24 protein-coding genes are annotated in these 24366 nt (G+C 68.9%); 10 read left to right on the forward strand and 14 right to left on the reverse strand.

Translation table 11 applies throughout. The annotated features are described in order from the left end of the window. Nucleotides 1–849 precede the first annotated feature (849 nt). The 7 genes from ACQP2T_RS49510 to ACQP2T_RS49540 form a co-directional block, all read right to left on the reverse strand. Nucleotides 850–1218, reverse strand: a complete 369-nt coding sequence (locus ACQP2T_RS49510; RefSeq protein ID WP_433511750.1) for a hypothetical protein — start codon at nt 1216–1218, stop codon at nt 850–852. Between the two features lie 48 nt (nt 1219–1266). Beyond that, entirely contained in the window at nt 1267–1794 is a 528-nt protein-coding gene (locus ACQP2T_RS49515) for a carboxymuconolactone decarboxylase family protein (RefSeq protein ID WP_433511751.1), read from the reverse strand. A 24-nt stretch (nt 1795–1818) separates the two neighbouring features. Continuing rightward, nucleotides 1819–3333 carry a glycoside hydrolase family 13 protein gene (locus tag ACQP2T_RS49520; protein ID WP_433511752.1) on the reverse strand — a complete coding sequence of 505 codons (1515 nt, stop codon included), beginning with the start codon at nt 3331–3333 and terminating at the stop codon, nt 1819–1821. Nucleotides 3334–3336: 3 nt separating this feature from the next. Next, nucleotides 3337–4266: a carbohydrate ABC transporter permease gene (locus ACQP2T_RS49525; protein WP_433511753.1), complete on the reverse strand. Its 930-nt coding sequence runs from the start codon at nt 4264–4266 to the stop codon at nt 3337–3339. Next, a complete protein-coding gene (locus ACQP2T_RS49530; protein WP_358177871.1) occupies nt 4263–5129 on the reverse strand; it encodes a carbohydrate ABC transporter permease in 867 nt (288 codons plus the stop codon). Before ACQP2T_RS49530 ends, ACQP2T_RS49525 begins: the two co-directional genes overlap by 4 nt. Before the next feature lie 5 nt (nt 5130–5134). Beyond that, nucleotides 5135–6484, reverse strand: a complete 1350-nt coding sequence (locus ACQP2T_RS49535) for an ABC transporter substrate-binding protein (RefSeq protein WP_433511754.1) — start codon at nt 6482–6484, stop codon at nt 5135–5137. Between the two features lie 93 nt (nt 6485–6577). Beyond that, the gene (locus ACQP2T_RS49540) at nt 6578–7564 is read right to left on the reverse strand and encodes a LacI family DNA-binding transcriptional regulator (RefSeq protein ID WP_433511755.1); all 987 of its coding nucleotides are present in this window, start codon (nt 7562–7564) and stop codon (nt 6578–6580) included. 237 nt (nt 7565–7801) lie between these two features. On the opposite strand from ACQP2T_RS49540, the gene ACQP2T_RS49545 reads away from it, so the two are divergent. Further along, nucleotides 7802–11065, forward strand: coding sequence for a discoidin domain-containing protein (locus ACQP2T_RS49545; RefSeq protein ID WP_433511756.1), 3264 nt, complete (start codon nt 7802–7804; stop codon nt 11063–11065). A 90-nt stretch (nt 11066–11155) separates the two neighbouring features. Here ACQP2T_RS49545 and ACQP2T_RS49550 read toward each other — a convergent pair whose 3' ends face one another. Next, nucleotides 11156–12028 carry a sugar kinase gene (locus ACQP2T_RS49550; protein WP_433511757.1) on the reverse strand — a complete coding sequence of 291 codons (873 nt, stop codon included), beginning with the start codon at nt 12026–12028 and terminating at the stop codon, nt 11156–11158. A gap of 191 nt (nt 12029–12219) precedes the next feature. Here ACQP2T_RS49550 and ACQP2T_RS49555 point away from each other — a divergent pair, with 191 nt between their 5' ends. After that, complete coding sequence (locus tag ACQP2T_RS49555; RefSeq protein ID WP_433511758.1) at nt 12220–12957, forward strand: hypothetical protein; 738 nt, start codon at nt 12220–12222, stop codon at nt 12955–12957. Nucleotides 12958–13110: 153 nt separating this feature from the next. Then, complete coding sequence (locus ACQP2T_RS49560; protein ID WP_433511759.1) at nt 13111–13818, forward strand: maleylpyruvate isomerase family mycothiol-dependent enzyme; 708 nt, start codon at nt 13111–13113, stop codon at nt 13816–13818. Between the two features lie 18 nt (nt 13819–13836). On the opposite strand, the gene ACQP2T_RS49565 is transcribed toward ACQP2T_RS49560, so the two are convergent. The 3 genes from ACQP2T_RS49565 to ACQP2T_RS49575 all read right to left on the reverse strand — a co-directional run bounded on the left by ACQP2T_RS49565 (nt 13837) and on the right by ACQP2T_RS49575 (nt 15206). Next, entirely contained in the window at nt 13837–14070 is a 234-nt protein-coding gene (locus tag ACQP2T_RS49565; RefSeq protein ID WP_225290235.1) for a DUF3040 domain-containing protein, read from the reverse strand. Between the two features lie 85 nt (nt 14071–14155). Beyond that, nucleotides 14156–14401, reverse strand: coding sequence for a type B 50S ribosomal protein L31 (locus tag ACQP2T_RS49570; RefSeq protein ID WP_219526926.1), 246 nt, complete (start codon nt 14399–14401; stop codon nt 14156–14158). A 28-nt stretch (nt 14402–14429) separates the two neighbouring features. Then, on the reverse strand, nt 14430–15206 hold the full coding sequence (locus ACQP2T_RS49575) for an SDR family NAD(P)-dependent oxidoreductase (protein ID WP_433511760.1): 777 nt from the start codon (nt 15204–15206) through the stop codon (nt 14430–14432). A gap of 42 nt (nt 15207–15248) precedes the next feature. Between ACQP2T_RS49575 and ACQP2T_RS49580 the strand changes: the two genes are divergently transcribed. The 3 genes from ACQP2T_RS49580 to ACQP2T_RS49590 are packed head-to-tail and all read left to right on the forward strand — an operon-like array spanning nt 15249 to nt 18533. Continuing rightward, nucleotides 15249–16442, forward strand: coding sequence for an MFS transporter (locus tag ACQP2T_RS49580; protein ID WP_433511761.1), 1194 nt, complete (start codon nt 15249–15251; stop codon nt 16440–16442). A gap of 4 nt (nt 16443–16446) precedes the next feature. Next, nucleotides 16447–18255 (forward strand): DNA helicase RecQ, encoded by a 1809-nt coding sequence (gene recQ / locus ACQP2T_RS49585; RefSeq protein ID WP_433511762.1) that lies wholly within the window; start codon nt 16447–16449, stop codon nt 18253–18255. Further along, complete coding sequence (locus ACQP2T_RS49590; RefSeq protein WP_433511763.1) at nt 18252–18533, forward strand: hypothetical protein; 282 nt, start codon at nt 18252–18254, stop codon at nt 18531–18533. The genes recQ and ACQP2T_RS49590 overlap by 4 nt, the downstream gene beginning before the upstream one ends. Before the next feature lie 8 nt (nt 18534–18541). On the opposite strand, the gene ACQP2T_RS49595 is transcribed toward ACQP2T_RS49590, so the two are convergent. Both ACQP2T_RS49595 and ACQP2T_RS49600 read right to left on the reverse strand, forming a co-directional pair. Beyond that, nucleotides 18542–19138 carry an ArsR/SmtB family transcription factor gene (locus ACQP2T_RS49595; RefSeq protein ID WP_433511764.1) on the reverse strand — a complete coding sequence of 199 codons (597 nt, stop codon included), beginning with the start codon at nt 19136–19138 and terminating at the stop codon, nt 18542–18544. Nucleotides 19139–19174: 36 nt separating this feature from the next. Beyond that, nucleotides 19175–19813: a TIGR03086 family metal-binding protein gene (locus ACQP2T_RS49600; protein WP_433511765.1), complete on the reverse strand. Its 639-nt coding sequence runs from the start codon at nt 19811–19813 to the stop codon at nt 19175–19177. Nucleotides 19814–20055: 242 nt separating this feature from the next. Here ACQP2T_RS49600 and ACQP2T_RS49605 point away from each other — a divergent pair, with 242 nt between their 5' ends. From ACQP2T_RS49605 to ACQP2T_RS49620, 4 genes are all read left to right on the forward strand, one after another. Continuing rightward, nucleotides 20056–21684: a CocE/NonD family hydrolase gene (locus tag ACQP2T_RS49605; protein WP_433511766.1), complete on the forward strand. Its 1629-nt coding sequence runs from the start codon at nt 20056–20058 to the stop codon at nt 21682–21684. Nucleotides 21685–21753: 69 nt separating this feature from the next. Further along, nucleotides 21754–21900, forward strand: coding sequence for a hypothetical protein (locus ACQP2T_RS49610; RefSeq protein WP_433511767.1), 147 nt, complete (start codon nt 21754–21756; stop codon nt 21898–21900). A 384-nt stretch (nt 21901–22284) separates the two neighbouring features. After that, nucleotides 22285–22626, forward strand: a complete 342-nt coding sequence (locus ACQP2T_RS49615) for a hypothetical protein (RefSeq protein ID WP_433511768.1) — start codon at nt 22285–22287, stop codon at nt 22624–22626. Nucleotides 22627–22799: 173 nt separating this feature from the next. Next, nucleotides 22800–23393 (forward strand): hypothetical protein, encoded by a 594-nt coding sequence (locus ACQP2T_RS49620; RefSeq protein WP_433511769.1) that lies wholly within the window; start codon nt 22800–22802, stop codon nt 23391–23393. A 79-nt stretch (nt 23394–23472) separates the two neighbouring features. Here ACQP2T_RS49620 and ACQP2T_RS49625 read toward each other — a convergent pair whose 3' ends face one another. Further along, entirely contained in the window at nt 23473–24282 is an 810-nt protein-coding gene (locus ACQP2T_RS49625) for an alpha/beta hydrolase (RefSeq protein WP_433511770.1), read from the reverse strand. Nucleotides 24283–24366 lie beyond the last annotated feature (84 nt).

Below are 24366 nucleotides of genomic sequence, written 5' to 3' on the forward strand. Positions count from 1 at the left end.
CGGATCGAGGCCTGGCGACGGCCTTCCGGGGAGACTCATGGCGACGCCGGGCTCGTCTGGGCCTTCGGCGGAGGCGATGCGGCGGATCAGCGGCTGACGCGCTGTTGCGACCGGTGGCGGCTCGTGGTGTCCCCACGGCGCGGCCGGGTGGTCGTTCTCGACGCGGAGACCGGGGCGGCCGTGACCTCGTTCGCCCCGCCCGCCCGGCCGACGGCGATCTCGGCGCATCCGGACCGGCCGCTGGTGGTGCTCGGCGGGCGGGACGGTTCGCTGTCGTGGTGGGATGCCCGCTCGGGGCACTGCCTTGGGCGCGTTCAAGCGCATGGCGGCCGCGTCCGGGCGTTGGCGCTCGCCACCGGCACGGACCTGGTGATGTCGGTTTCCCAGGATGGGACCGCCGGGCTCTGGCGGCTGCACGGCCGTGGGCCCGTCGGCCGCTTCACGCCCCCCACACCCTCCGGCCCCCGGGAGCTGACCCGTGTGGCCGGTACGCCGGACGGGCGGTGCTGGTTGATCGGCGGGCGCGGCGGCCAGGTGCACGTTCTCCACTGGTCCGGCCATGCCGGGCTCGTACCGCGACGCGTCGGCCGCCCCTCCTGGGTGCTGGACGGTGGTGACGTGGAGACCCTGCTCGACGACATCCGCCACCACTGGGACGACGGCCCGGCGAGCGTGGCAGCGGTCCGCGAGCTGGCCTGCGGCGCCGCTTCGGCGACGGCCCCAGCACGTACGAGGAAAACGGCGAGCTTGTACAGGTCTACGAGCTACATCTTGCCGACTGCATCGACGAGAAGATCGCCGAGCAGATCAAGAGGTGATCAGCCCGCGGACGTGAGAGACGACCGCGGGTCAGCGTGGGGCGAGGCGGATGGTCGCCGACTTCTGGGTAACCGACGACACCCTCACGGACAGGTTGTTGATCGTCCCCCTGCCGCCCGAGCCGAGCACCACGGTCGAAGAGACGCCGGGCCCCGTGCCCCGCACCTTCACCATGCCGGAACCGACTCGCGCGATGGACAGCCGGGTGAAGCCGTACCGGCTGGAGATGCGGAATCTCACCGCCTTGGTGATCGTGATCTTGCACTTTCCGTCGAAGCACGCGCGTACGTTCGGCGGCTTCGCGGCCGCAGTCGCGGCCGAAGCCGGAGCAGCGGCGATGGGGATGGCAGTGAGGGCGGCGAAAGCGAGTGTCAGGCAGGTTGTGGCCGTTCGATGCATGTTGTCCCTTTCGTTGATCTCAACATACGGCGGGGACGGCTCAACGGCCTAGACACGGAAGACACGCAGTTGGAGTGCCAGCGTGGTGTAGTAGCCAACCAGCGTGGTCAGCTCGAACACCACGCGCTCCCCCAACCGCGCGTACTCCGCGTCGTCGAGGTCGGCCCGTGCCACCAGCGCCCTGGTGACGCCGAGCACCGCGGCCTCCTCCGGATCCGGCAGGTCCAGCGGCGCGCCGGTGCGCAGTGCCGCGAGTTCGTCGTCGGTCAGGCCGAGGCCGCGCCCGATCTCCTCGTGTACGCGCTGCTCGAAGGCGCTGTCACAGTGGCCGGCCACGACCAGGATCGCGATCTCCCTGGCGCGGGCGCTCAGCACGGATCGGTAGCGGATCGCCGCGCCGAGCTCCTGAAGCGCGTCGCCCACCGGCGGGCTGAGCAGCATCGCGTTGAACGGGCCGATCAGTCCGCCCGCGTCGTCGAGCATCGAGGTGCCGCGTGGGCCCTCGATGATCTTCTCGTAGAGGGCCAGGGCGTCGGTGTCGAGGTGGGCCGGTGGTTTGGACGGCAGGCGCTTCACGCCAGCGATGGTAGCCAGACGGCTTCACGCCAGCGAGGTCAGCCAGACGGTCGTGTCGGACGGCAGGGCGCCATCCTCCAGGGGTCCGCTGGTCAGCAGCACCCGGCCCGGTGGCAGCGGTACGGGAGCCGTGCCGAGGTTGGACACGCAGGTCAGGCCGGACTCCCGGGTGAAGGCCAGCACGTCCGGCCCCATCGTGAGCCACTTGAGCGTGCCGTCGCCGAGGAGGTCGCGGCGGTGGGCGAGCGCGGTGCGGTAGAGGTTGAGCATCGAGCCGAGGTCGGCCGACTGGGCCTCGGCCGTGACCTTGCGCCAGCTCTCGGGCTGCGGCAGCCAGGTATCAAGACCACCGAAGCCGAACGGCGGCTCGTCACCCGCCCACGGGAGCGGCACCCGGCAGCCGTCCCTGCCCCGGTTGGTGCCGCCCGAGCGGTGGTACATGGGGTCCTGGCGCTGGTCGTCGGGCAGATCCTCGACCTCCGGCAGGCCGAGCTCCTCGCCCTGGTAGACGTACACGCTGCCGGGCAGCGCCATGGCCAGCAGGGCCGCCGCCCTGGCCCGGCGGTGGCCGAGCTCCGGGTCGGAGGGCACGCCGTGCAGGCGCCCGCCGTGCGCGAACGTCGTGTCCGCCCGGCCGTACCTGGTCACCGGGCGGGTGACGTCGTGGTTGGACAGGACCCAGGTCGGCGGGGCGCCGACCGGCGCGTGCGTGGTCAGTGTGAGGTCGATGACCCGGCGCAGCTCGGCGGGCTCCCACGGGCAGGACAGGAAGTCGAAGTTGAAGGCGGTGTGCAGCTCGTCGGGGCGCAGGTAGCGGGTGAAGCGTTCCTGGTCGGGCAGCCACACCTCGCCGATCAGCACGCGGTCGCCGTACTCGTCGGCGACCTCGCGCCAGCGCCGGTAGACCTCGTGCACCTCGTCGAGATCCTCGTACGAGGTGTCCGACTTGAACAACAGAGCCGCCGAGTCGACCCGGAATCCGTCGACGCCGCGCTCGAACCAGAAGCGCAGCACGTCCTCGAACTCGCGGTGGACCGCCGGATTGTCCCAGTTGAAGTCCGGCTGCTCGGGGGCGAAGAGGTGCAGGTACCACTGCCCGTCGGCGACCTGCGTCCAGGCGGGTCCGCCGAAGATCGACTGCCAGTCGTTCGGCTCGTCGCGGAACCAGAACCGGTCCCTGGCCCCACGGTCGGTCAGCGCCTCCTGGAACCAGGCGCTCGCCGTGGAGCTGTGGTTCGGCACCACGTCGATGATGACCTTGATGTCGAGCTCGTGCGCCTCCTCGATGAACGCCTCCGCCTCGGCCAGCGTGCCGAACACCGGCTCGATGCCCCGGTAGTCGGCCACGTCGTAGCCGCCGTCGGCCATCGGCGACGGGTACCACGGGTTCAGCCAGATGGCGTCGATGCCGAGATCCTTCAGGTACGGCAGGCGCGAGCGCAGCCCGGCGAGGTCGCCGATGCCGTCACCGTTGCCGTCGGCGAAGCTGCGCAGGTAGACCTGGTAGATCGCGGCCCCCCGCCACCACGTTTGCGACATGCGCTATCCCTTAATGCTCCCGGCGGTGAGGCCCGCCATGATGTGCCGTTGGAAGATGAAGAAAACGATGATCATCGGGATGCTGGAAATGACCAGGCCGCCCATGATCTGGTTCTGGCTCACCGCGCCGGCGGTCTGCGACAGGCCGACGCTGACCGTCATGTTCTCGCTGTCGGTCATGACCAGCAGCGGGAGCAGGAAGTCCTTGAAGGCGGTGACGATCGTGAAGATGGAGACCACGCCGAGGATCGGCCTGGAGATCGGCAGGATCACCGACCACAGGACCCGCAGCGGTCCGGCGCCGTCGATCTGGGCCGCCTCGACCAGCTCCCGTGGTATGGAGTCGAAGAAGCGCTTGAGCAGGAAGATGTTGAAGCCGTTGGCCGCCGCGGGGAACCACAGGCCCCAGGCGTTGTTCAGCAGGTGCAGGTCGACGATCGTGACGTACAGCGGGATGATCACCACCATCGGCGGGATCATCAGCGTGGCCAGCATCGCGCCCAGCACCACGTTCCCGAACATCGGCCGCAGCTTCGACAGCGCGTACGCCGCCGCGACGTCCACGGCCATGGAGAACAGCCAGGCGCCCAGCGCGTAGAACGCGGTGTTCTTCAGGAGTACGCCGATGTCGAACAGGTCCCACGCCTCGATGAAGGCGTCGAACGTGGGATGGGCGGGGAACAGGGTCGGCGGCATCTGGGCGATCTCCTCGCCCGTCTTCATGGCGCCGGTGATCATCCAGTAGAGCGGGAAGACGAAGACCAGGGTGGAGCCGGTGACGACCGCGATCAGGACGGTCCAGTAGATACGCCTGCCCCACCTGCTGTTGAGCTGGTGCGGAGAGACGATCGTACGAAACTGCACCTCGATCCGTTTGGGTGCTCTCTTCTCCCGCCTTCGCCCGGTGGCAGCCCGGGCACCGACGGAGATCATGCTTTGTCCTCCCTGGTCAGCCGGAGCTGGAAGGCCGCGAAGGCGAGCAGCACGATCATCAGCATCATGCCGAGCGCGCCACCGGCGCCGTAGTCCTGGAGCGTGAACGCGAACTGGTACATCTGGAAGGCGACGGTCATCGTGGCGTCCTCCGGGCCGCCGCCGGTGAGCATGTACGGCTCGATGAACACCTGCATGGTGGCCACGACCTGCAGCATCAGCATGAGCAGCAGGATCAGCCGGGTCTGCGGGATGGTGACGTGCCTGATCCGCTTGAAGATGCCGGCCCCGTCGAGCTCGGCCGCCTCGTACAGCTCGGGCGGGATGTTCTGCAGCGCGGCCAGATAGATCAGGGTCGCGCTGCCCATGTTCATCCAGGTCGCGACGATGACCAGGGAGATCAGCGCGGTCGATGAGGAGTCGAGCCAGGCCAGCGCCGGCAGGTGGAAGAAGTCGAGCAGCTGGTTGAACAGCCCGGGTCCGGGATCGAAGAACCACCTGAACAGCAGCACCGCGACGATCGGCGGCAGCATGACCGGCAGGTAGACCACGAACCGCAGGTAGGCCCGGGCGTGGCGCAACTCGTTGAGCACCAGCGCCATGACGAACGGCACGGCGTAGCCGCAGAGCAGGGCGAGTGCCGTGAACTCCACGGTGTTCAGCCACGCCTTGCCGAACGCCGGGTTCTGGACGACGGTCAGGAAGTTGTCCAGCCCCACCCAGGTGGGCGGGTTGACCAGGGTGGTCTTCTGGAAGCTGAGGACGAACTCCCTGATCATCGGATACCAGGCGAACACCGCGAAGCACGCCAGCGCCGCGCACAGGAACCCGTAGGCCGTCAGATTGCGCCTGAGGACACGCATTCAGGTCAGCCCTTGGTCGCCAGCATCGAGTTGGCCTTGGTCTCGGCGTCGGAGAGCAGGCTGTCGATGTTGGCGTCCTGGCGGCTCAGCACACCCGACATGGCCACGTCGAGGATGGCGTACAGCTCCTGGGCGTGCACCGGCTCGGCCTTCGGCGGGATGGTGGCGGCGGCGTCCACGTACGGCTGGTAGTTCGCGACCGGCAGCGTGGCGTTCGCCGTGCGGTCCTGCTTGATCGCCTTGCCGGTGGCCGAGTCGCCGTAGACGTCGTTGTCGGGCACGCCGACCGGGTTGCCGAGCGTCTTGCCGCGGGCGAAGTCGAACCGGCCCTTGCCCGCGGTGTTGAAGCGGAAGTCGACCCACTCCAGTCCGGCCTTGGCCTCGGCGGGGGTGGCCTTCGGGTTGATCATGTACGCCTCGCCGCCGCTCAGCGACGCCTTGGCCTCAGGGAAGCCGGTGATGCCGTAGTCGGCGACGCTGCCCTTGAACTTGTTGACGACGTCGGTGACCACGTCGGGCGCGCCGAGCATCATGCCGACCTTGCCGCTGCCCATCGCCATCATCAGCGACTCCCAGCCGACCAGGAGCTTGTTGCCCATGCTGTTGTCGACCCAGCGCATGTCGTGCAGGTTCTGCAGGACGGCCTTGCCCTCGGGCGAGTTGAACGCGGCCTTCTTGCCGTCGTCGGTCACCATGCTGCCGCCGCGGCCGTAGATGGCCTGGGTGAAGTGCCAGCCGCCGGTGTTGCCGCCGGAGTATTCGCCGTAGCCGACATATCCGGCGCCGAGTCCGGCGATCTTCTTGGCCGCCTCGCGGACCTCGGCCCACGTCTTGGGCGGGGTGTTCGGGTCGAGCCCGGCCTTGGTGAACAGCGCGCGGTTGTAGACCAGGCCCACGCCGTAGTGCACATTCGGTACGCCGTACACCTTGGCGTCCTTGGTGACCAGCTGCCTGACGTCGGGGCGCAGGTCGTTCCAGTTCTTGATCTCGCTGGTGTACGGGGTGATGTCCAGCGCCTGGCCCTGGCCGATCACGTCGTTGTAGTTCGTCACGGGCACCACGAAGACGGTCTCCATCTGGCCACCCGCCAGCTTGGGCCCGAACGTCTTGGGGTCGTAACACGGCTGCTGGTCCGTGCTCTTCACCGTCACGCCGGGGTGCGCCTTCATGAACGTGGCCACGTCGTCGTCCCAGGCCTGCCGCTCCTTGGGCGCGGACTTCGCCGGCTGGCAGGCCACCGTGATCGACATCGGGGCGGCTCCGCCCGCCGTCGACTTGGCGGGCTCGCCCGAACCACAGGCCGTGGCGGACAGGCCGAGAACGGTGACGACTAACAGTCCTGTGGATTTCTGCATGGGCTGACCCTTCTAATGCGAGGTGCCCACACCATAGGTTCGCCGACCGATCTCCGCAATATTCCGACTGCCGATTGCAAGATAACGACTGGATTAAGCCTTGCGAGCGGTGGATGCCCGTACGACCAGCTCCGGCTCGAACAGCAGCTCGTCGGCCGGGACCACGGCCTTGTCGATCTGGGCGACCAGCAGGTCCACGGCGGCCCGGCCCATCGCGTCGATCGGCTGGCGGACCGTGGTCAGGGGCGGGTCGGTGCAGTTCATCAGCGCCGAGTCGTCGAAGCCGATGACCGACACGTCGGCCGGCACGGCCAGCCCCGCGCGCCGGGCGGCCCGGACCGTGCCGAGCGCGAGCGGGTCGCTGGCGCAGATGACGCCGCTCACCCCCCGCTTGACCAGCCGCGCGGCCGCCGCGTGCCCGCCCTCCAGCGAGAACATCGTGTGCTCGACCAGCTCGGGATCGCCCCCGCCCGCGAGGAACGACTCCAGCTTGCGCCGCGACGGCATGTGGTCCTTCGGCCCGAGCACCATGCCGACGCGCTCGTGACCGAGCGCCCGCAGGTGGGCCAGGGCCATCTCGGCGGCCACGGTGTCGTCGCACGACACCTGGGGGAAGTCGAGGTGGGCGACGGCCGCGTTGACCAGGACCGTGGGCAGCTTGCGCTCGTGCAGCAGCGCGTAGTGGGCGTGCGAGGCGTCGGCCTGCGCGTAGTGGCCCCCGGCGAAGACCACGCCGCTGACCTGCTGCTGGAGCAGCAGATCGACGTAGTCGGCCTCGGAGACGCCGCCGACCGTCCTGGTGCAGAGCACCGAGGTGAAGCCCTGCTGGGCCAGCGCGCCGCCGACCACCTCGGCGAACGCGGGGAAGATGGGGTTCTGCAGCTCGGGCAGCACCAGGCCGACCAGCCGGGCCCGGTCGCCGCGCAGCTGGGTGGGGCGCTCGTAGCCGAGGACGTCGAGCGCGGTCAGCACGGCCTCGCGGGTCGCCTCGGACACCCCGGGCTTGCCGTTGAGCACGCGGCTCACGGTCGCCTCGCTCACCCCGACCTTCTTGGCCACCTCTGCGAGTCGTCGTGTCATGCGCAAACTATAAGGCCGATCACGCAAATGCTTGCAACCGCTTACGTGGATCCGACGTCTGCTGCTTGCGGCCGGTCGCCGCCGATATTGAGCGCGCCCAACGCTCTGACCAGCCGTCCCGGCGGGCAGGAGGCGGCACTTGTCAGTCAATTCTTTGCGAAATCTCGTCGAAATATTGCTGCTATCTGCTGGACATCTTATGGTTCGGCCATCGTCTTCCTCGAAGGGCCATCCCCCATGAGAGCTGTCCTAGCCGCCCTTGCGTTAGTCATCGGAGTCCTGGCCGCCCCCGCGTGGGCGGCCGACACCAACCTCTCCGCCGGCAAGACCGCCACCGCGAGCAGCTTCACCGACGTCTATCCCGCCCCCAACGTCACCGACGGCAACCAGGCGACCTACTGGGAGTCGGCCAACAACGCCTTCCCGCAGTGGGTACAGGTGGACCTCGGCTCGGCCGCCACCGTGAACCAGCTGACGCTCAAGCTCCCGAGCGGCTGGCCGAGCCGTACGCAGACGCTCACCGTGCTGGGCAGCGCGAACGGGACCAGCTTCAACACCATCAAGGACGCGGCCACCTACACCTTCAACCCCACGGCGACGATCCCCGTCAGTGCCTCCGGCACGCGCTACGTCCGCCTTCAGATCACCGCGAACAGCGCCTGGCCCGCCGGTCAGCTCTCCGAGTTCGAGGTGTACGGCGAGGCGGGCGGCCAGGATCCCGGTGACGGGACGAACCTGGCAAGCGGCAAGCCGATCACCGAGTCGTCGCACACCCACACCTACGTGGCGGCCAACGCCAACGACGGCAACGTCCAGACGTACTGGGAAGGCGCCGCCTACCCCGGCACGCTGACCGTGCAGCTCGGCGCGAACGCCGACCTCACCTCCATCGTGCTCAAGCTCAACCCCGACCCCGCCTGGGCCAGGCGTACGCAGACCATCCAGGTGCTCGGCCGCGAGCAGGGCGCCACCGGCCTGTCGAGCCTGGTGGCGCAGGCCGTCTACACCTTCGACCCGGCCACCGGGAACTCCGTGACGATCCCGGTGACGGCCAAGGTCGCGGACGTGCAGCTCAAGATCACCGCGAACTCGGGGGCACCCGGCGGGCAGGTCGCCGAGTTCCAGGTCTTCGGCACCCCGTCGGCCAACCCCGACCTCACCGTCAGCGGGCTGACCTCGTCGCCGGCCTCTCCGGTCGAGACCGACGCGGTCACGTTGTCGGCCACCGTGAAGAACTCCGGCACCGCCCCCTCCGCCGCGACCTCGGTCAACTTCTACCTGGGCAGCGTCAAGGCGGGCACCGCGAATGTGGGCGCCCTGGCCGCCGGAGCCTCGGCCACCGTGTCGAGCGCCATCGGCACGCGGGACGCGGGCACCTACCAGGTGAGCGCCAAGGTCGACGAGGACGGCAAGGTCGTCGAGCTGAACGAGGGCAACAACACGGCCACCGCCTCGCTGACCGTGAAGCCCGTCGACACCGCCGACCTGATCGCGGCACCGGTCGCCTGGACGCCGGGCAATCCCGGCCAGGGCGACACCGTGACGTTCTCGGTGGGGATCAAGAACCAGGGCACCATCGCCTCCAGCGGCGGCTCCCACGGCATCACGCTGACCGTCGCCGACGAGTCCGGCACGGTCGTCAAGACGCTGACCGGCGCCACCAGCGGCGCGATCGCACCGGGCGCCACCGCCGGACCGGCCGGGCTCGGCACCTGGACCGCGGCCAACGGCAAGTACACGGTCAAGGTGGTGCTGGCCGACGACGCCAACGAGCTGCCGGTCAAGCGGGCCAACAACACCAGCACGCAGCAGCTGTTCGTCGGGCGGGGCGCGCACATGCCGTACGACACCTATGAGGCCGAGGACGCGGCCATCGGCGGCGGCGCCACACGGATCGGCCCGAACAGGGCCATCGGCGATCTGGCCGGCGAGGCATCCGGACGCCGGGCGGTGACGCTGGGGACGAACGGCTCCTACGTCGAGTTCACCACCAGGGCGGCCACGAACACACTCGTCACCAGGTTCTCCATCCCGGACGCGGCGGGCGGCGGCGGGATCGGTTCGACGCTGAACGTCTACGTCGACGGCACCTTCCTCAAGACGATCGACCTGACCTCCCGCTACGCCTGGCTCTACGGGCCCGAGGCGGGCCCCGGCAACTCCCCCGGCTCCGGGGCGCCGAGGCACATCTACGACGAGGCCAACCTGCTGCTCGGCACCACGGTCCAGGCGGGACACAAGATCAAGCTGCAGAAGGACGCGGCCAACGGCTCGACGTACACGATCGACTTCGTCGACCTGGAGCAGGTGACGCAGATCCCGAACCCGGACCCGGCGCACTATGCCGTACCGGCCGGATTCACCCACCAGGACGTGCAGAACGCGCTCGACAAGGCGCGCCAGGACAGCACGCTCGTCGGCGTCTACCTGCCCGCGGGCGACTATCAGACGGCCAGCAAGTTCCAGGTGTACGGCAAGGCGGTCAAGGTCGTCGGGGCCGGGCCGTGGTTCACCAGGTTCGTCTCACCGGCGGGCCAGGAGAACACCGACACCGGCTTCCGCGCGGACGCCACGGCCAACGGGTCGACGTTCGCGAACTTCGCCTCCTTCGGCAACTACACCTCGCGCAACGACGGCCCCGGCAAGGTCTTCGACCTGGCCAATGTGGCGAACATGGTGATCGACAACATCTGGGTGGAACACCAGATGTGCCTGCTCTGGGGCACCAACACCGACAACATGACGATCAAGAACTCGCGCATCCGCGACACGTTCGCGGACGGCGTCAACATGACCAACGGCAGCACCGGCAACCTGGTCACGAACATCGAGGCCCGCTCGACCGGCGACGACAGCTTCGCGCTGTTCTCCGCCATCGACATCAACAACGGCGAGCAGCGGGACAACGTCTTCGAGAACCTGACCTCGCTGCTCACCTGGCGGGCCGCCGGTGTGGCGGTCTATGGCGGGTACGCCAACACGTTCCGGAACATCTACGTCGCCGACACGCTGGTCTACTCGGGCGTCACGATCAGCTCGCTGGACTTCGGCATCCCGATGCTCGGGTTCGGGGCCAGCCCGCCCACGAGCTTCGAGAACATCTCGCTGGTCAGGGCCGGCGGGCACTTCTGGGGGCAGCAGACCTTCCCGGCTATGTGGGTGTTCTCCGCTTCCAAGGTGTTCCAGGGGATCAGGGTCAGCAACCTGGACATCGTCGATCCGACCTACCACGGGATCATGTTCCAGACGAACTACGTGGGCAACCAGCCGCAGAACCCGGTCAAGGACACGATCTTCACGAACGTGTCGATCAGCGGGGCGCAGAAGAGTGGTGACGCCTTCGACGCCAAGTCCGGCTTCGGGGTCTGGGCCAACGAGCTGCCTGAGCCGGGGCAGGGGCCGGCTGTGGGGGCTGTGACGTTCAACAATCTGCGGTTCGGTGGCAACGCGCAGAACATCAAGAACACTACGTCTACCTTCACGATCACGGTCAACCCCTGACAACCCGGGGGTCCGCCACGCGACCGTCTCGATCCGTGTGACGGTCGCGTGGTGGCTGGGGTCCCTCGGGAGGGATACCCGGGCGCCGTGCTAGATGTCGGCCCTGATGGGGAGGCCCTGCCAGTCGCTGGCGCTGGTTACCGCGGCGGCGCTCAGTAGCGTCCCGCGGTGCAGGCGCTCCGGCGGGGTCAGGCCGTCCAGGGCCGCGCTGATGTAGCCGGCCACGAAGGCGTCGGCCGCGCCCGCGGTGTCCACGATCGGCACCTGCAGGCCGGGCGCGTCGTAGCGCATGCGGTCCGCCCGTACGCTCGCGCCCTTCAGGCCGCGGTTCACCACGACCTCGCGCTCCGGCGTGAGTGCGGGCTTGACCAGGTCGAGCTCATCCTGGCCGAGGAAGAGCAGGTGGGAGGCACAGGCCAGCTCGCCCAGCACCTCCTCGGCCTCGCGCACCGACGGCCAGAGCTCCGGTACGTAGTCGACGGCGAAGGAGATGGCCACCTCGGCGGTCTTGGCCGCGTTCACGGCCGTGCGGACCGCCTCCAGGGTGTCCCTGCCGAGCCCTGCCGTCAGGCCGGTGATGTGCAGCATCTTCGCCGCGCCGATCCGGTCGATGGGCACGTTGCCGGGCTTCAGGCTCGTACCGGCCGATCCGGTGCGGTAGTGCGTGAGGCGCTGTTCGCGGCCCACGCGCGCCTCCCGGAGCAGCAGCCCGGTGTGCGCGCCCTCGATGACCCTGACGTCCGCCGCGTCGACGCCCTCGCCCCTCAGCACGCTGAGGACCCTGGCGCCCAGTTCGTCGTTGCCGACTTTGCCCAGATAGGCGGACTTATGTCCAAGCCGGGACAGGGCGATGGCGAGGTTGAACTCCGGGCCGGTGACGTCCAACCGGGCTTCGGTCTCATGACGCACCCGGCCACTGGACACGACCCCCAGCGCCTCGCCGAGCGTGTAGACGTCGGTCATGCGGCAGACTGTAGTCGGTCACGGGATCACAAATCGTATTTTTTGGTAACGGTCCTGGTCAAGAGCGTGATCAAAAATTTTCTGTAACTTTAGCCAACCTTTTCCCCATCTTGTGCCTCAAAGTAGTAGACGAGGTTGGCTATCCCGAGCCGGCCTCAGCGAAACGGGGAACGAGAGGAATCAGCACCCTCATGAAGAACATCGCTGTAGGACTCGTCTCTGCCCTTGTGGGCGGGACACTTCTGATCTCGGGCGCCGGGGCAGCGTCGGCTACGACGAAGGCTCCGAGCGTCGACATCAGGGACATTTCGCCGAACCCGGTCGTGGTCAAGGCCGGTAGCGAGACGGAGGCCTTCTTCAAGGTCGACGCCAGCTCGGACGTCGAGAAGGTCCAGCTCAGTGTGGAGCCGGTCAACCCGGTCGCCCGCACCCTGCGGGCCAAGGACGTCAACAAGGTCGAGAGCTGGCGCTTCTCCGTCCCGTTCAACGAGAACGACCAGGACGGCAAGTGGAAGGCCACCGCCCAGGCGTTCGGCAAGGACGGCAAGGTCGTCGACACCGACACCGCGTTCTTCGCCGTCGAGATCGAGAAGGGCAAGGCGGAGACGCGCATCTCGCGCTTCAGCGCCGACCCGTCGAAGGTCCGCAAGGGCAGGACCATCTGGTTCTCCGGTCGTCTCCAGGTCAACGACGACGACCGCTGGAAGGGCGTCCGCGGTGAGCGGGTCAGCATCTTCTACAAGGCCAACGGCTCCAGCGGCTGGAAGTGGGTCGCCTCCGACCGTACCGGCTGGAACGGCAAGTTCGAGGCCCGGACGCGCGCCTACAAGAGCGGCCTGTTCAAGGCCGTGTACGCGGGCGACGACGAGCTCGAGGGCGCCACGAGCGACACGGACTACGTGCGGGTCGTCCCGCGCTGGTACCGCTGAACAAGCTGACTCCGCCGAGCGGTAGCTCGGCTGGTCACATCTGAGCGGAAGCCCGGTCCCCGTATGGGGGCCGGGCTTCCGTCTTGTCCGGAGCTTGACCGTTCCGCGCCGCGCCTTTCGTGAGAGAGGACAGCCGACGGGTAGCTTCGAGGTATGGCTGATGATCTGTTGAAAGAGTTCGATCCGTTCGACATCTTCGACGCGGAGGCGGCCAGACTCGACCGCTTCTTCGCCGGTCTCGACGAGGCCGGATGGGCGCGGCCGTCGCGCTGCGAGGGATGGTCCGTCCGCGATGTCCTGGGTCACCTGGCGGGTGAGGAGCTGTACAACCACGCCTGCCTCGACGGCAACGTGCAGGACCTGCTGGCCCGCCTGGCCAGGGAGGGCGTCAACGGCTTCCACGACTTCAACGAGTGGAGCGTACGACAGCGCCGGGACATGCCCGTCGAACAGGTGCTGGCCGAATGGCGGAGCGAGAACGCCGACACCCGGCGCCGCATGCGCGAGCTCGGCCGGGACGCCTCGCTCGACACGATGGCCGGCCCGTACCCGGTGGGGTTGCAGGCCTTCCACTACGACTCCGAGTACGCCACGCACGCCGACGACGTCGGCGCGCCGGTGACAGATGTGGAGGCCGAGGGCCGGACGCGCTGGCGGGTGGCGGTGGGCCGGTTCGCCCTGTCTGAGCAGGAGGCGGATGTCCAGGTGGAGCAGACGGCCGAAGAGCAGGTCGTGGTACGCACGGACGGGTTGAGCGCGACGCTGTCGCCGACGGAGTTCGTCGAGGCCACGGTGGGGCGCCTGCCGGCCGACCACGGTCCAGACCCGCGGATCGCCTCGGCCCTGAGGTGCCTGGCCTGAGCTCAAAGGTGTGTTCGCTCAGGCGGTGATGACAGCTAGCACGAGCAAAAGTACGGCGATCACCCCGAGCAGCGCGATCAGCCAGATGTGCGCCCCGGCCCACGACTGCATGCGCTCGCGGTACGCTCCCGCGTCCGACCCTGTCTCGATCTTGTTGATTGCGGCTACCCGCCGCGCCATGTCGGGGTCTTCCAGCTCAAGTGCCTGCTCGATTTCCCCGAGGATGCGGCGTTCCCTTCCAGATAGACTCATTCTGACCACCATCACTCCACGCCGGTGAAAGCCATGTACCCACTAGTAACCGGCACATGCGGGCTTCCACCGGCGGAAGTAGCGATCAGACCTTGCCGTAGCGCTGCTTGAAGCGCTCGACGCGACCGGCGGTGTCGAGGACCCGTCCGCGCCCGGTGTAGAAGGGGTGGCTCGCCGAGGAGACGTCGACGTCGACGACCGGGTAGGTGTGGCCGTCCTCCCACTCCACGGTCCTGTCACTCGTCAGGGTCGAGCGGGTGAGGAAGGCGAACCCGACGCTCGGGTCGCGGAAGACGACGGGCTGGTACGAGGGGTGCAGGTTCTTTCTCATGGTCCCTGCAACCGTACGACAATGGTTTTCATTCCCTCGATTCTGGATCGAGTCCGAGTGCCGCGCGGCCGCCGTCCACCGGGAGGGTCGCGCCCGTGACGAAGGCGGCGCCGTCCGAGAGGAGGTACGCCACCGCGTCGGCCACCTCGTCCGCCCCCGCGACCCTGCCGAGGGGGTGCAACCTGGCCATCTCCGCCTCGATTCCCGCCGCCACCTCGGGCGGCTGCGCGGCCAGGAACTCGGCGTACCTCTCCGTCGCCACCGAACCGGGCGCCACCGCGTTGACCCGGATGCCGCGCCTGCCGTACTCGACGGCTAACGCCCTGGTCAGGCCCTCGATGGCGGCCTTCGCGGTCGAGTACGGCAAGCTGCCGGGCACCGCCCTGCGCGCCTGGTGGGAGGTGATGTTGACGATGGCTCCGGCCGTACCGGACCGGAGGAAGCGCCGCACGGCGGTGGCGCAGCCGACGACGGCGAGGTCCAGGTTGACGGCGATCAGGGCGCGGATCTCCGCGGTCGTGGCGGTGTGCACGGAGGCGTCCCTGAAGACGGCGGCGTTGTTCACCCACCCGGACAGCCTGCCCGCGCCCTGGGCGAGGTCGGCGGCCCGCTCGGTGACCGTCTCGTCCGCCGCGTCGCCGACGACCGGGATCACCCGGGGGCCCGCCCAGTCCAGCGCGGCGGAATCGCGTTCGACGGCCACCACGGTGGCCTCGTCATCCTTGATCTCGTCCTTGAGGAGCCGTTCCACCACGGCCCGGCCGATGCCCCGGCCGCCACCTGTGACGACATAGGTGCGATTCATGTCACAGTGTCCATAGCTTGATGAACGGGAACGAAACCATTCGTGATCGCCTCGTCTGCTCGCTTGGTCGGTGCGCTGGCGATCACCCAGACCGCCGGGTACGGCATCCTTTACTACGCTTTCTCGGTCTTCATCACCCCGATGGCGCGCGATATGCACGCGGGGGTCGCCGAACTCACCGGCGCGATAACGCTGGCCGTACTCGTGTCGGCGCTCGTGGCGCCGCCCATCGGCCGCTGGCTCGACCGGCGCGGCGGGCGGGGCCTGATGACGGCGGGCTCGGCACTCGGCGCGCTGGCCGTGCTCGCCTGGTCGCAGGTGCACACTCTGCCCCAGCTCTACCTGGTCTGCGTGGTGCTCGGCGTCGCCTCCGGAATGGTGCTGTACGAGGCCGCGTTCGCGGTGATCGTCGCCTGGTTCGACGCGGCGCGACGCTCGCGGGCCCTGCTCGCCGTGACCGTCGTGGCCGGCTTCGCCTCCAGCATCTTCCTGCCCTTGACCGGCTTCCTCGTCGATCGGTACGGCTGGCGGCAGGCCCTGGTCATCCTGGCCATCGGATATGCCTTCACGGCCGTACCCCTGCATTTCCTGGCGGTGCGGAGCCGTCCTTCTTCCAAGGTCGTAGACCGGGATGTCGTCGGGGCGGCGCTGCGTGAGCGGCCGTTCTGGCTGCTGGCGGCGGCGTTCCTGACGCAGACGGGCGCCGTGTCGGTCATGGGCGTGCTGCTGGTGACGTACCTGATCGCGCTCGGCCACTCGCCCCTCTTCGCGGCGACCGTGGCGGGCCTGCTCGGCGTGCTGTCGGTGACCGGGCGGCTGGTGACCACGGGGCTGCAGGGGCGGTGGCCGGTGGCGCTGATCACCGCGACCGTGTTCGGGCTACAGGGCGCCGCCGCGCTACTGCTGCCTCTGACCGGGCGGAGCGTGGCGGGCGCGATCTGCGGGGTGGTCCTGTTCGGGCTGGGGTTCGGGGTGGCGACGATCGCCCGTCCCGCACTGCTCACCGAGCGGTACGGCACCAGCGCGTACGCGACGCTGAGCGGGGCCCTGGCCCTGCCGATCACCGTGGCCAAGGCCGTCGCCCCGCTGCTCGCGGCGGGCGTCGCGCAACTGGCCGGATACCCGGCGGTGATGGTGGCGCTGGCGGCCGCCTGCGGGCTCGGCGCCCTCTCCCTGGTTGCCTACGATCGCCGTGGGCGAAAAGAACGAACGGCCTCCGGCGAACACGTAAGGTAGCCGCATGGATACCCCCACCGAGGCTCTCCACCGCGTGTTCGGCTACGACTCGTTCCGGGCCGGGCAGCAGGAGATCATCGATCACGTCGTCGACGGCGGCGACGCGCTGGTGCTCATGCCGACCGGCGGCGGCAAGTCGCTGTGCTACCAGATCCCCGCGCTGGTCCGCGCCGGGGTCGGGGTGGTCATCTCACCGCTGATCGCGCTGATGCAGGACCAGGTCGACGCGCTGACGGCGCTCGGTGTGCGCGCGGGGTTCCTCAACTCCACCCAAGACTTCGACGAGCGACAACGGGTCGAGGCGGCCTTCCTCGCCGGCGAGCTCGACCTGCTCTATCTGGCGCCGGAGCGGCTGCGGGTCGAGTCGACGCTGCGGTTGCTGGCCAAGGGCGAGATCTCGGTGTTCGCCATCGACGAGGCGCACTGCGTGTCGCAGTGGGGGCACGACTTCCGCCCCGACTACCTGGCGCTGTCGGAGCTGCACGAGCGCTGGCCGGAGGTGCCGCGCATCGCGCTGACCGCCACCGCCACCCCGGCCACCCACGCCGAGATCGCCTCGCGGCTCCGGCTGGAGCAGGCCCGGCATTTCGTGGCCAGCTTCGACCGGCCCAACATCCACTACCGCATCGCCACCAAGAGCGAGCCGAAGCGCCAGCTCCTCGACTTCCTGCGCACCGAGCACGACGGCGACGCGGGCATCGTCTACTGCCTGTCGCGCTCCTCGGTCGAGAAGATCGCGGCCTTCCTGGTCGACAACGGCATCGCCGCCGTGCCCTACCACGCGGGCCTCGACAACCGCACCCGCGCCGCGCACCAGGCGCGCTTCCTGCGTGAGGACGGGCTGGTCGTGGTGGCCACGATCGCGTTCGGCATGGGCATCGACAAGCCCGACGTACGCTTCGTCGCCCATCTCGACCTGCCCAAGTCCGTCGAGGGCTACTACCAGGAGACCGGCCGGGCCGGGCGCGACGGGCTGCCCGCGTCCGCCTGGATGGCCTACGGGCTGCAGGACGTGGTCCAGCACCGGCGGCTGGCCATGGAGGGCGACGAGGCCCACCGCCGCCGCCAGGTGCTCCACCTCGACGCGATGCTGGCGCTGTGCGAGACGGTCGGGTGCCGCCGGGTGATGCTGCTCGACTACTTCGGGCAGAAGGACTCCCAGCCGTGCGGCAACTGCGACACCTGCCAGGCGCCGCCCGAGTCGTGGGACGGCACGGTCCCCGCCCAGAAGGTGCTGTCCACGGTGCTGCGGCTGCGCCGCGAGCGGGGGCAGAAGTTCGGCGTCGGGCAGATCGCCGACATCCTGCTCGGCAAGAAGACGGCCAAGGTGCTGCAGCACGGCCACGACTCGCTGAGCGTGTTCGGGGTGGGCGCCGATCTGGGCAACACCGAGTGGCACGGGGTGGTGCGCCAGTTGCTGGCCCAAGGGCTGCTGGCCGTCGAGTCCGACTACGGCGCGCTGGTGCTCACCGAGGCGAGCGCCGCTGTGCTGCGCGGGCAGCGCGAGGTGCGGCTGCGCCGCGACCCCGAGCGGGCGGCGCGGGCGAAGACCGCCAAGACCGCCGGCAAGGACCGTCCCGTGGTGGAGCTGCCGGCCGATGCCGCGCCGATCTTCGAACGGCTGCGCGCGTGGCGGGCGGCGACGGCCAAGGAGCAGGGGGTGCCGGCTTACGTGATCTTCCATGACGCGACACTGCGGGAGATCGCGACACTGTCGCCGTCGACGCTGGCGGAGCTGGGGACGGTAAATGGGGTGGGCGAGAACAAACTGGCCAAATATGGCGAACAGGTTTTGGAGACGCTCGCGTCGTGACGTTGCGTGCTCGTGACCCTGGCGGGTGGCGGCTTGTGGCGGGGTGGTGGGCTGCTGGTGGGCGGCCGTTAGTGGGGGCGACGGCCGCACGAAGATCGGCCGTCGCCACCACGCTGCTCGCCCTGGTCTCGGCGCTGGGCTTCACCGCCGCGTCGACAGGGCCGCACATGCACTCATCGGTCTGGTACGGCCTGGGGTTCACGGCCGCCCTCGCACTCATGCGCCGCTATCCGTACCCGCATCTCGGCCGGATCATCCGTCGGCGAACCCCTGATTAACGAACAGATCACCCATCAGTGCTCTGTTTCCCCACAGATGGGTGGATAGCGATGACCAGACGGTGGGGCCGACCGCCCTCGGCCTGTTCGTCGTGATACTTGCTGACCAGCGCGGTCACCGCTCCGGACAGCTCCTCGGCGAAGGCGGCACGGTCGGCGGCCGAGGCGAAGCGGACCTCGCCGTCGATGCCGAACGTCGCCACCCGCCTCTTGGCCTTCGTGGCACCGGTGATGAGGGCGCCCACGTCGCGCACCAGGCGAGCGGCGAGGGCGAGCAGCCAGCGGGCCGAGAGCTGGTCGGGGGAACGGGACGGGTCGGGCTGGACCGCCGACAGGGCCGTCGGCGAGATGACGTAGGAGGCGGCCGATGCTCGCATGACGCGTTCGGTGCAGTTGCCCTTGCGCCGCTCTTCGACCAGTTCGACCAGACCGTGGCTTTCCAGGGCTCGCAGGTGGTAATTCACCTTCTGCCTGGCCAGACCGACCTTGGCGGCCAGCATCGTGGCCGAGCCCGGCTCGGCGAGCTCAGCCAGGAGCCGGGCGCGTATCGGATCCAGCGACGCCTCGGCGGCGGCCGGGTCCTCGATCACCGCGACTTCGTACATGGTTTCACGCTGACACCGACAATTTATGCTGTCAAGCTACTTCCCGTTGTCAGTCCAGTGGGGGTCGCGGCCCAGGTAGGCGAGCAGACGGTCCTGAGCCGGGGCTCGGGGGGCGGCGTTCAGGGGTACGGCGAAGCGGGCCGGGCGGTCGGCATCTGTGACGAAGAGCCGGGCCAGCGGGAGGAGCTCGGCCGCCACGTCGTCCGGGATGGGACGGGGGTGGCCGCACGCTCTGGCCACGTCCCAGGCATGCACGGCCACCTCGACGGCGCCAACGGCGGAGACCATCGCGGCCGTCAACGGGCAACCGCCGACGGAGACCGTCGCGTCCGTGGACCCCGCCCAGGCGCGGAGCAGGCGGGTGGCGCGGTTTCGCAAGCTGTCATGGTCATCGCCGTAACCGTGGCGGTCGTTGTCGTCGTCGCTCAGCGGGGGAACGAGGGCGACGTGCCCTAACGCTGCGGCTTCTGTCAGTGCCGCGAACGAGTCGTTCGTATGTGCCAGCAACGTCCGTAGGTCCCAGCCGTGGCACGGGGTGGGACGGTCCAGATCGGCGGACGTGACGAGGCGCAGGCAGTTCAGCGCGTAGTCGGCGGCCCGGCCCAGCAGGGCGACCCCGCCGAGCCAGGCGTCACCGGCGGTGTCGGCGCGAGTCGTGGGTGGGAGCTTTCGCATCTTCGCCGCCTTCTCGTCGGTCCTTGTCCGTCTCGTCTGTGCAGACAAGGCAGCGAGGAGAAAATCACCGGTCTCACGTGGTGACGGTCTCTGCCGTCGTTGGCCGACTCCGTGCGTGCGCGAACGACCTCGAAGACCCTCCAACCGCCCTTGGTTCCGTTGAAGCAACATCCTTCTCACCGACAGCGACCGTTCCTTCCGCCCCAGAGCTCTACTCTGGAGGTCGAGCGGGAGGACTTCACATGAGCGTGCTCGGCAGGCTGTTCGACAGGTTCCTCGGGCTGCCGGAGGCGGTGGTCGAGGATGTGGCGGTCACTCGTGATCTGCGGGTCTCGATGCCCGACGGCGTGGCGCTGCTCGCCGATCGCTACCGGCCGCGCGGTGCCGGGCCGCTGCCCGTGGTGTTGATGCGCACGCCGTACGGGAAGCACAAGATCGACGCGAAGGCGTTCGCGAGCGTGCTGGTCAGGCGCGGGATGCAGGTCGTCGTCCAGAACACCCGGGGTGTCTTCGGCTCCGGTGGCCGCTTCCACGCCTTTCACCAGGAGAAGGACGACGGCCTGGCCACGGCGGCGTGGTTGCGCGCGCAGCCGTGGTGTGACGGACGGCTGGCCATGGCGGGGGCCAGTTATCTCGGCTACACGCAGTGGGCGATCGGGCCCTACCTGGACCCGCCGCTGGAGGCGATGGGGCTCGGGATCACGACCAGCGAGTTCGTCAGCACGTTCTATCCGGGTGGCGTGATGGGCCTGCACAACACGCTGACCTGGTCGGCGCTGATCGGCACCCAGGAGGAGGCGCCGCTGGGCGGCCTGCTGCCCGACCCCCGCAAGGAGCGGCGCGTACGGCGGGCCATGGCGCACGTCCCCATCGGTACGTCCGACCTGGCAGCGATCGGCAAGCCCGTACCGTTCCTGCGCGAGGTGGCCGCGCACGCGGAGCCGGGCGACGACTTCTGGGCGGCCACCGACCACCGCGCGGCGGCGGCCGAGATGACCACGCCGACGAGCATGGTGACCGGCTGGTGGGACCTGTTCCTGCCCGCGCAGCTGCGTGACTTCGCCGCGCTGCGGCAGGCGGGGCGGCGCAGCCGGATCACGATCGGCCCATGGGGCCATGATCCGGGCGCGCTGCGTGCCGTGCTGCTCGACCAGGTGTCGTGGCTGTCGGCGCACCTGCTCGGCGACACCGCCCAACTGCACCAGGCACCTGTACGCCTCTACCTGCAGAAGGCCAACCGCTGGCTGGACTTCGACCGATGGCCGCCCGCGGAGTCCACTCCCACTCCGCTCTATCTGGGCCACGGCCGGGGGCTCGGCTGGGAGGTGCCGGACAAGAGCTCTTCCGACACGTTCGTCTATGACCCGACGCACCCCACGCGGTCACCAGGCGGTCCGATGCTGTCCGCCCAAGAGACCGGCCAGCGCGACAACCGGGAGGTGGAGCGCCGGTCCGACGTACTCGTCCACACCACCGCGCCGCTCCCCCGCGATCTCGACCTGATCGGTCCGGTCTCGGCGGTCGTGCACGTACGCACCGACACGGGGCATGCCGACCTGTTCGTACGGCTCTGCGACGTCGATCCTGCGGGCGTCTCCCGGAACGTCACCGACGGCATCGTGCGCCTGCCCCGGGACTCGCAGAGCGTGACCCGGGCGGAGGTCGAACTCCACCCAACCGGCTACCGCTTCCGCAAGGGCCACCGCCTGCGGATACAGGTGGCGGGGGGCGCGTTCCCGAGGTTCGCGCGCAACCATGGGACCGGGGAGCCGGCGGCGGAGGCCGTACGGACCCGGCGTACCCGGTTCGAGATCTTTCATGGTCAGGAATATCCGTCCGCGTTGATCCTTCCCATCCTCGGAAATAGATAAATGCCACAAATGCCCCTCTCTTACAGCCATGGTCAATTATTCGAGGCGAGAGGGAAGTAGCCTCTTAGCATGGATCCAGATCGTGGTCGTCACGAATGGGGCGATCGAGGCAGAAAACGAACAGTCATCACAGGCTGCCTGGTGGTCTGCGGCATCGGCGCCATTATCTGGCTCATTGCCCTGGGCGTGATCTGGTATTTCTTTTTACGATCATAAATCTCCTGCCGGGGCCTGGGGACAGGCAAGGGTGCAGGGATCTTCCTACCGGCAGCCGGGCAGCGTCCTTCGTCGGAAGCCCTTTCTGTGACTGGACCGATATCGCGGCCGTGACCATCTGGCCAGGGCATCGCGATGTCCGTTAAATTTGATCTCCAAAGCGCGGGCGAAAGCGTCGGACGATTTCAGCTGGGTTGCTGATTATGGCGGATTTCCGAATCGCGAGACGCATAGGAGCTTGACCGCTTCCGCGTGACGAACTCCGCCGGGCTCCGGGCGGCTGACCGCGGAAGGCATGCGGCGAGAAGGCATCCGGTGACAGGTGGAACAGGATGGAACGCCTCTCAGACGTAAGCCCCAACGATCGAAGCTCGGGGAGATCAAATGAAGTACCTGACCAAAAAGCTGCTGGTCGCATTGGCTGCGACGACGCTGGCCGGTTCCGGCATCGTCGCGGGTGCCCTCGTCGCCGCTCTGCCCGCCTCCGCCGACACCTCCACCAGCATCAACGCCGGGATCGGCGCGCTGTTCGACGGGTTCGGCAAGGGCATCGAGGAGGACGCCGCACTTGCCAGCGCCGAGGCCGCCGCCAGGCAGAACGCGCTGAACCACGGGTTCACGTCGTGCGAGGTGTTCGAGTCGGTGACGTCCCAGGACGCGCGTACGCATGTGTGGTTCGCGATCGTCACGGTCCGCTGCGAGGACGCGTCGAAGGGCGCCAACTGAGTACAGGTGCCAGCCGACTACGGGCGCCACTGGGTACGGGCGCCAGCTGGCTACGGGCCTCTCGCTCCATGGGCGGGAGGCCCGTTGGCCTTCCAGACCTACGCCGCGCCGAACCTGAACCAGGAACCTCTTGCCGCTCTCCGGAGTACGTGTCGTGAGAGCGAGGAGGTTCGATGAGGCGGATGACAATCGGAGCGGTGCTCGTAGTGGTCGCGGGGTGCGCCACCGGCGGCCCAGCGACCCAGGCCCAACCGCCCTCGGCGACCATGGCGCCCGCCGCCACCGGCGGGACCGGGACGCCAAGCAGGGCGGAGACACCGGCCGAGACGCCGCCCGTGGACGAGGAACCGGCTGGGTCGCCGACCGAGACGCCGGCGGTGTCTCAGGAGCCGACGCCCGCCACCACTCGGGTGGCGTGCCATGGGACGCCGCTGTTCATCAATCCGGACGGGTTTCCCGAAGTGCGCGGCACGTCGCAGGACGCTGAGGTGTGGGGGCTGCTGTTCGCTCCGGTTCCGTTCGGGCGGGGCAAGGAGGTCAAGATCGTGTGGCGGATGACCGGTGAAGGGCCGCTGAAGGTCACGGCCGCGCTGCCCGACGGTACCCGCGCGAAGCCCACGTTCGGTCCCGAGCAGCACACCGGCTCAAGCTGGCGGCGGCCGGGTGAGGAGTGGGGCACGGGCTTCGTCTTTCCCAAGGCCGGCTGCTACCGGGTGGACCTGACCCGAGCCCGCGGATCCGGACACCTGTGGCTGCCGGTGCGGTGAAATGACCCGGCCGCGACGGCCGCCATCGAGAGGGCACAGGAGGCAGTTGCAACGTGGCTGAGACGGCAGCCAAGCAGCGTCAGTGACCCAGGACCCGGTCGATGAAGGTCGTGACGTCCGTCAGGACCTCGTCCCGGTTCGTCTCGTTGAACACCTCGTGCCGGGCGTCGGGATAGATCCGCTCCGTCAGGTCGTCGCCGCGGATCGTCTCGATCCCCTTACGGCTGGAGGTCAGCGGCACGAGCTGGTCGTCGGCGCCGTGGATCCAGAGCGTCGGCAGGCTGCCGAGCGAGCCGCCCTCGGCGATCGTGACGATCGTCGTGGCGAACGCCTCCAGCGTGGGCCGCTTGAACGGTCCGTGCCAGACCAGCGGATCCTCGGCGTAGGCGACGCCCACGGCCGGGTCGCGGGAGAGCGTGGCCGGGTCGATGGGGATGTCGGGCAGTTCGTCGAGGGCGAGCAGGACAGGGATCACCTCCCATTCGCCGATCACCGGGCCCGACAGTACGAGCGCGGCCAGCCCGTCGCCGTAGCGCTGGGCGTAGCGGGCGGCGATCATGCCGCCCATCGAGTGGCCGATCAGCACGACCGGTACGCGCGGGTGGTCGGCCCGGGCCTGCTCCTCCACGGCGTGTACGTCGGTCACCACGTCCTCGAAGTCGATGACGAGCACCCGGTCGCCTTCCGACTTGCCGTGGCCGACGTGGTCGAGCCCGTACACCGCGGCGCCGTGCCGGACCAGGGTGTCGGCCACGTACTCGTAGCGGCCGATGTGCTCGCCGTACCCGTGGACCAGGACGGCGACGTAGCGCGGCTGCTCGTGAGGCCATTCGCGCACCACGTTCGCGGCGCGGGTGCCGGTGAAGGTGCGTTCCCTCGACGTGGCCATGTCACTCCCTGTCCCCGAATTGCGGCGAGCGTACGCCCGATCCGGCTGATCGGTCCAGGAGGCCGGCGCCAGACCATGAAAACT

The organism is Nonomuraea sp. CA-143628 (assembly GCF_050942315.1).
Taxonomy (GTDB): domain Bacteria; phylum Actinomycetota; class Actinomycetes; order Streptosporangiales; family Streptosporangiaceae; genus Nonomuraea.

What these genes read in the sequence shown, in the direction of transcription:
- ACQP2T_RS49610 (WP_433511767.1), top strand. Translation starts at nt 21,754, where the DNA reads ATGGATCCAGATCGTGGTCGTCACGAATGGGGCGATCGAGGCAGAAAA.
- ACQP2T_RS49555 (WP_433511758.1), top strand. Translation starts at nt 12,220, where the DNA reads ATGAAGAACATCGCTGTAGGACTCGTCTCTGCCCTTGTGGGCGGGACA.
- ACQP2T_RS49560 (WP_433511759.1), top strand. Translation starts at nt 13,111, where the DNA reads ATGGCTGATGATCTGTTGAAAGAGTTCGATCCGTTCGACATCTTCGAC.
- ACQP2T_RS49540 (WP_433511755.1), bottom strand. Translation starts at nt 7,564, where the DNA reads ATGACACGACGACTCGCAGAGGTGGCCAAGAAGGTCGGGGTGAGCGAG.
- ACQP2T_RS49545 (WP_433511756.1), top strand. Translation starts at nt 7,802, where the DNA reads ATGAGAGCTGTCCTAGCCGCCCTTGCGTTAGTCATCGGAGTCCTGGCC.
- ACQP2T_RS49520 (WP_433511752.1), bottom strand. Translation starts at nt 3,333, where the DNA reads ATGTCGCAAACGTGGTGGCGGGGGGCCGCGATCTACCAGGTCTACCTG.
- ACQP2T_RS49525 (WP_433511753.1), bottom strand. Translation starts at nt 4,266, where the DNA reads ATGATCTCCGTCGGTGCCCGGGCTGCCACCGGGCGAAGGCGGGAGAAG.
- ACQP2T_RS49575 (WP_433511760.1), bottom strand. Translation starts at nt 15,206, where the DNA reads ATGAATCGCACCTATGTCGTCACAGGTGGCGGCCGGGGCATCGGCCGG.
- ACQP2T_RS49605 (WP_433511766.1), top strand. Translation starts at nt 20,056, where the DNA reads ATGAGCGTGCTCGGCAGGCTGTTCGACAGGTTCCTCGGGCTGCCGGAG.
- ACQP2T_RS49550 (WP_433511757.1), bottom strand. Translation starts at nt 12,028, where the DNA reads ATGACCGACGTCTACACGCTCGGCGAGGCGCTGGGGGTCGTGTCCAGT.
- ACQP2T_RS49620 (WP_433511769.1), top strand. Translation starts at nt 22,800, where the DNA reads ATGAGGCGGATGACAATCGGAGCGGTGCTCGTAGTGGTCGCGGGGTGC.
- ACQP2T_RS49570 (WP_219526926.1), bottom strand. Translation starts at nt 14,401, where the DNA reads ATGAGAAAGAACCTGCACCCCTCGTACCAGCCCGTCGTCTTCCGCGAC.
- ACQP2T_RS49595 (WP_433511764.1), bottom strand. Translation starts at nt 19,138, where the DNA reads ATGTACGAAGTCGCGGTGATCGAGGACCCGGCCGCCGCCGAGGCGTCG.
- ACQP2T_RS49510 (WP_433511750.1), bottom strand. Translation starts at nt 1,218, where the DNA reads ATGCATCGAACGGCCACAACCTGCCTGACACTCGCTTTCGCCGCCCTC.
- ACQP2T_RS49600 (WP_433511765.1), bottom strand. Translation starts at nt 19,813, where the DNA reads ATGCGAAAGCTCCCACCCACGACTCGCGCCGACACCGCCGGTGACGCC.
- ACQP2T_RS49565 (WP_225290235.1), bottom strand. Translation starts at nt 14,070, where the DNA reads ATGAGTCTATCTGGAAGGGAACGCCGCATCCTCGGGGAAATCGAGCAG.
- recQ (WP_433511762.1), top strand. Translation starts at nt 16,447, where the DNA reads ATGGATACCCCCACCGAGGCTCTCCACCGCGTGTTCGGCTACGACTCG.
- ACQP2T_RS49535 (WP_433511754.1), bottom strand. Translation starts at nt 6,484, where the DNA reads ATGCAGAAATCCACAGGACTGTTAGTCGTCACCGTTCTCGGCCTGTCC.
- ACQP2T_RS49625 (WP_433511770.1), bottom strand. Translation starts at nt 24,282, where the DNA reads ATGGCCACGTCGAGGGAACGCACCTTCACCGGCACCCGCGCCGCGAAC.
- ACQP2T_RS49530 (WP_358177871.1), bottom strand. Translation starts at nt 5,129, where the DNA reads ATGCGTGTCCTCAGGCGCAATCTGACGGCCTACGGGTTCCTGTGCGCG.
- ACQP2T_RS49615 (WP_433511768.1), top strand. Translation starts at nt 22,285, where the DNA reads ATGAAGTACCTGACCAAAAAGCTGCTGGTCGCATTGGCTGCGACGACG.